Raw genomic sequence first — 4,466 nt, 5'->3', positions numbered from 1 at the left:
CCGTGTCCTTTGCGTCTCTGTGTGAGTTTCCCCAATCGTGGTGTCATCCGGCGATTTGGGTCCTTCTATTGCCGTTGATTTGCTTCGCGGCCGCTGCTACCATTTTTGCGGTCTGCCGGGAAGGGACACTCAGGGAGGTACACGCCATGTCCGGGAAACTGCGTATTGGATTCATCGCCGCCGGGGGGATCGCGCCCGGTCATTGGCACCGCATCCACGAAACGAAAAAGGCCTGCGTCACCGCCTTGACGGACCCGTCGAAGAAGTCGCTCGCCGTGTTCTATCAGCGCTGCCCGGGTTCGGAGTCGCTGCCGGCCTATAGGGATTACCGCGCCATGCTCGCCAACGAACAGCTCGACGGCGTGGTGGTCCAGAGCCCGCACACGGTGCATTATGAACAGACCGCGGCGTCCTTGAAGAAGGGGCTGCACGTCCTTTCCGAAAAGCCGCTGACCTGCACGGTGCAACATGCCAAGAGCCTCATCGCGCTGGCGAAGAAGGTGAACCGCGTGCTGATGATTTCGTATCAGCGGCACTACATGCCCGAGTTTCGCTACATCCGCGAACAAATCGCCAAGGGGGCCATCGGCGAAGTGCAATTCGTGCAGGCCGTGCAGTCGCAGGAATGGCTGCGCGCCGTGAAAGGCACCTGGCGGCAGAAGCTCGCCGAATCCGGCGGCGGACAAATCAACGATTCGGGCAGCCATCTCGTCGACATTCTGATGTGGCTTACCGGCCTCAGAATCGCCGAAGTCTATGCCGACATGGAGAACTTCAGCACGGAGGTCGACATCAACTCGACCCTCGCCATGAAATTCAGCAACGGCGCGTTGGGCAGCGTGGCGATCGTGGGCAATGCCCCCACATTTCACGAGGACGTCACGGTCGTCGGTTCGAAAGGCGCGTTCTACCTCCGCCACGGCCAGAGTCTTCTCCGCCAGGACGCCATGGGCAGGCCGGTGAAGGTGGTTCTGCCCAAGTACAAGAAGAATCCCGACGCCAACTTCATTGACGTCATCCTTGGCAAAGACGAACCCCAGACCCCGCCGGTGTGCGGGCTGCGCGTCATCGAAGTCACGGAAGCTGCCTGGAAGTCCGCCAAGACTGGCAAAATAGTCAAGGTGAAGACAAGCGGCTGAACCGGAGGTCGAGAGCGTCGGCCCCGTGCCGGACAAGTTGTGGGACCGGCACCCCCGCCGGTCAATTCAAGCCGAATTGCCGTCCGCTGTGGCGGTTCCTGGCGTCGTGCTGCACCCCCGCGGGCCGGAGAGTTGGGGGCAAACACCTCATCCGCCGCTTGATGCAAAGCCCTATCGCACGACTAGAATGGGCCGGAAGGCCACGACCGTGCCGCCGTACCCGTCGGGGCGGGCCTTGAGCGCGGATGACGAATAGAAACGCACCGCCGGGACGGCATCCGTGTCCGCGCCCGGGGCGGTCTTGAGCAGCATGCCGTAATTGCCAGCAGGTTCCCGGACCCATTGCCGCACCAGCGCGGTAACATCCCAGACCATCCACGAGGAGGAGACGTCAGCCATGCGGGGCCGGGCTCTGGGCGACGGCTCGTGGTCCGCTGCATCTTCGCCGGTCATGGCGTGCCCGGTGATTTCCACGGCGCCCGCCACAGGGCCGTCAACGAGACGCAACCACAGGGCCGCCCCCTCGAATTGCTCCGGTGACGCGATATCGGAAACGTCAAACCGCAATCTGGCGCATGCTCCGTGCCCGACGGTCAGAATGCTGCCGCCGGCCTCTTCATCCCCTGCCGGGATAGCGGCATCCATGCAGGGAGTGTACGGTTCTCCGCGCGGGAACGCGCACGCCTGGATAGGGATGTTCTGATAATAATGCCAGCCGTTGAGCCGCGCGTAGTAGTAGCGGATGCACATGGCGGTGAGCGCCGCGCCGTGTTCGAGACCGCCGTAGTAATAGTCCTCGTAATGCGCACGGCACCACGGAATCTTGGCCTGGAAATACGGATATGCGATGGGGCCGAGGTGCGCGCCGCGAAACCATTCCCCTTCGAGTTTCCGGCAGCCCCGGGCAAGCTCCTCGGGTGTGACCGCCACCCCGGCGCGCTCGAAGACCGCTTGCGCCGTCCCGGTGAGCCAAACAAACTCACTGCGCGGGTCGGGTTCGATGTCAAACAGCACGTGGCTGAAAATGTCGGTTATGTGCTCAGTCAACCCATGCCCGGCGCGGTCGGTTTCGCGGGCCATGGTCAGCAGCGATTTATGGCCGTCTTCGTCGAAGTGCCAGGGTGTATCGCCAACCCCGTGACACAGAATGCCCAGGAAGAACGCGATTTCCCGGCGCGCAGCATCGTCCCACGGCGGAGGAAAATGCTCCTTCATATATTCGAAATAGGCCTGTTGATACGGATACCAGTGCGCATACTCTGCCGCCTCGTGGTTGATCTTGTTGTGCCCAAAATCGGGGAACGTGGCGCCGCAGTAGAACGCGCGCATGGCTTGGTCATCTCCGCGCAGGCCCGCCAACCCCGGAAGCATCTCCGGGTCCGTCACAAGGTGCTGGTCCCACGCGCGCTGGCCGATTTCGGCATGGGTTCTCGGGCCCGCCGCAATCGCGGGCAAAGCCAACAGGACCAGTGAGAGGAGGGCCGTCCAGATGTAGCGGCGCACGGTCATGCGGGGCGGGACTCCTTTCGGGGCCACGTGGCATAGAGTGCGGCAAGTAACGTCCCCGCGAGCAATTGTTGCGCTGTCCCGGCCATAAGGAAGAACCCGGGCAGAGAAACGCCTCCCGCGCCCCGCGGAAACAGCAGGGTAGCCGGGAAATCGGCAACCGAAAGAACCAGCCACCCGAGCCCGGCAAGGGGCGACGCGGTCATGTCCGCGGGAGTTGTGAGTGCGACCGCGGCGACCGCCAGCCCGTGCACCACCGCGAAAACGGGTCCGAGCAGGTAGGGCCGCCGCCGGCCCCCAAGCAGAACAAACACCCCCGCCACAAGCGCCCACATGAGGCAGACGGCCAAGGCGATGCCTCCGGCGGCCAGGTATGCGTTAGCGAGTAAGAATTCCATCGTGTGTCCGATACGCTATTCAGCGGGCCCGAGCATTTTGGCCGGGTCCACCGCTTGGTCGAATTCCTCGGCCGTCAGCAGGCCGAGGTTGATCGCTTCTTCCTTCAAGGTCGTGCCATTGGCGTAAGCGGTCTTGGCGATACGGGCCGCGTTGTCATAGCCGAGCCTGCGGTTGAGCGCCGTAACCAGCATCAGCGATTCGCGAAGCAGGGCATCGATGCGCCCTTCGTCAGGCTCGATGCCCGCCGCGCAATGGTCGTTGAACGACCGCGCCGCGTCTCCCAAAAGCCGGCACGATTGCAGCAGATTGTAGATCAATACCGGCTTAAACACGTTCAACTCGAAATTGCCCGACGCGCCGGCGATGGCGATCGTCGTGTCGTTGCCGATAACCTGCGCGGCCACCATGGTCAACGCTTCGCACTGCGTCGGGTTCACCTTGCCCGGCATGATCGACGACCCCGGCTCGTTGGCGGGAATCCGAATCTCGCCCAAACCGCACCGCGGCCCGCTCGCCAGCCAGCGGACGTCGTTGGCAATCTTCATCAGGCTGCACGCGACGGTCTTCAACGCGCCGGACATCATCACCAAAGCGTCGTGCGCCGCCAGAGCCTCGAACTTGTTGGGCGCCGTGACGAACGGCAGTCCCGTCAACTCCGCGATCTTGCCCGCGACCTTGACATCATAACCTTTCTTCGTGTTGAGTCCCGTGCCGACCGCCGTGCCGCCGAGGGCCAGTTCGAACAGTCCGGGCAGCGCCCCCTTGATGCGCTCGATGCCGTTGGCAAGCTGTTGCGCGTACCCCGAGAATTCCTGGCCCAGCGTGAGGGGCGTGGCGTCCATGAGGTGCGTACGGCCGATCTTGATGATGGCGCCAAACAAGTCGGATTTTGCTTGAAGCGTGTCGCGCAGCCCTTCGAGCGGGGGCAGGAGATGGCGCTGCACCTGTTCGGCGGCGGCGATGTTCATGGCCGTCGGGAACGTATCGTTCGACGATTGCGACATGTTCACGTGGTCATTGGGATGCACGGGGTTCTTGCTGCCAAGTTCGCCGCCGAGCAGCTCGATGGCCCGGTTCGCGATGACCTCGTTGACGTTCATGTTGCTCTGGGTCCCGCTGCCGGTCTGCCACACCACCAGCGGGAAATGGGTGTCGAGCTTGCCCTCGATGACCTCGTCGGCGGCCTGGCAGATGGCGCTGCGCAAATCGGGCCCGAGCAGACCCAGCTCGTAATTGGTCAGTGCCGCGGCCTTCTTCAGTATCCCGAACGCGCGGATGACCTCGCGCGGCATGGTCTCGGCGCCGATCTTGAAATTCTCGAGCGAACGGGCGGTCTGGCTCCCGTAATACGTGTCCGCGGGCACCTGCATTGCGCCCATCGTGTCCGTTTCGATTCGGTAATCCACCACCGTCCCCTCCGGC

General features: G+C 63.3%; 4 protein-coding genes. 1 reads left to right on the top strand and 3 read right to left on the bottom strand.

What is annotated here, in order from left to right; genetic code table 11:
• The coding region (locus PLJ71_20565; GenBank protein HQM51087.1) for a Gfo/Idh/MocA family oxidoreductase at nt 1–1,139 on the top strand (1,139 nt) is incomplete at its 5' end.
• 171 nt (nt 1,140–1,310) lie between these two features.
• Here the strand turns inward: PLJ71_20565 and PLJ71_20560 are convergent.
• From PLJ71_20560 to fumC, 3 genes are read right to left on the bottom strand one after another with little or no spacing between them, the layout of a single operon-like run.
• Nucleotides 1,311–2,648: a zinc dependent phospholipase C family protein gene (locus PLJ71_20560; GenBank protein HQM51086.1), complete on the bottom strand. Its 1,338-nt coding sequence runs from the start codon at nt 2,646–2,648 to the stop codon at nt 1,311–1,313.
• A complete protein-coding gene (locus PLJ71_20555; GenBank protein ID HQM51085.1) occupies nt 2,645–3,043 on the bottom strand; it encodes a hypothetical protein in 399 nt (132 codons plus the stop codon). The genes PLJ71_20560 and PLJ71_20555 overlap by 4 nt, the downstream gene beginning before the upstream one ends.
• A 15-nt stretch (nt 3,044–3,058) precedes the next feature.
• Complete coding sequence (gene fumC / locus PLJ71_20550) at nt 3,059–4,423, bottom strand: class II fumarate hydratase (protein HQM51084.1); 1,365 nt, start codon at nt 4,421–4,423, stop codon at nt 3,059–3,061.
• Nucleotides 4,424–4,466 lie beyond the last annotated feature (43 nt).

The sequence above is a fragment of the Candidatus Hydrogenedentota bacterium genome (genome assembly GCA_035416745.1).
In the GTDB taxonomy this organism is placed as follows: domain Bacteria; phylum Hydrogenedentota; class Hydrogenedentia; order Hydrogenedentales; family SLHB01; genus UBA2224.
This window is presented reverse-complemented; position numbering and strand designations above follow the sequence as displayed.

Bases quoted from the DNA above. Each gene is read 5' to 3' on its own strand.
- fumC (HQM51084.1), bottom strand. From the start codon at position 4,423: ATGGGCGCAATGCAGGTGCCCGCGGACACGTATTACGGGAGCCAGACC.
- PLJ71_20555 (HQM51085.1), bottom strand. From the start codon at position 3,043: ATGGAATTCTTACTCGCTAACGCATACCTGGCCGCCGGAGGCATCGCC.
- PLJ71_20560 (HQM51086.1), bottom strand. From the start codon at position 2,648: ATGACCGTGCGCCGCTACATCTGGACGGCCCTCCTCTCACTGGTCCTG.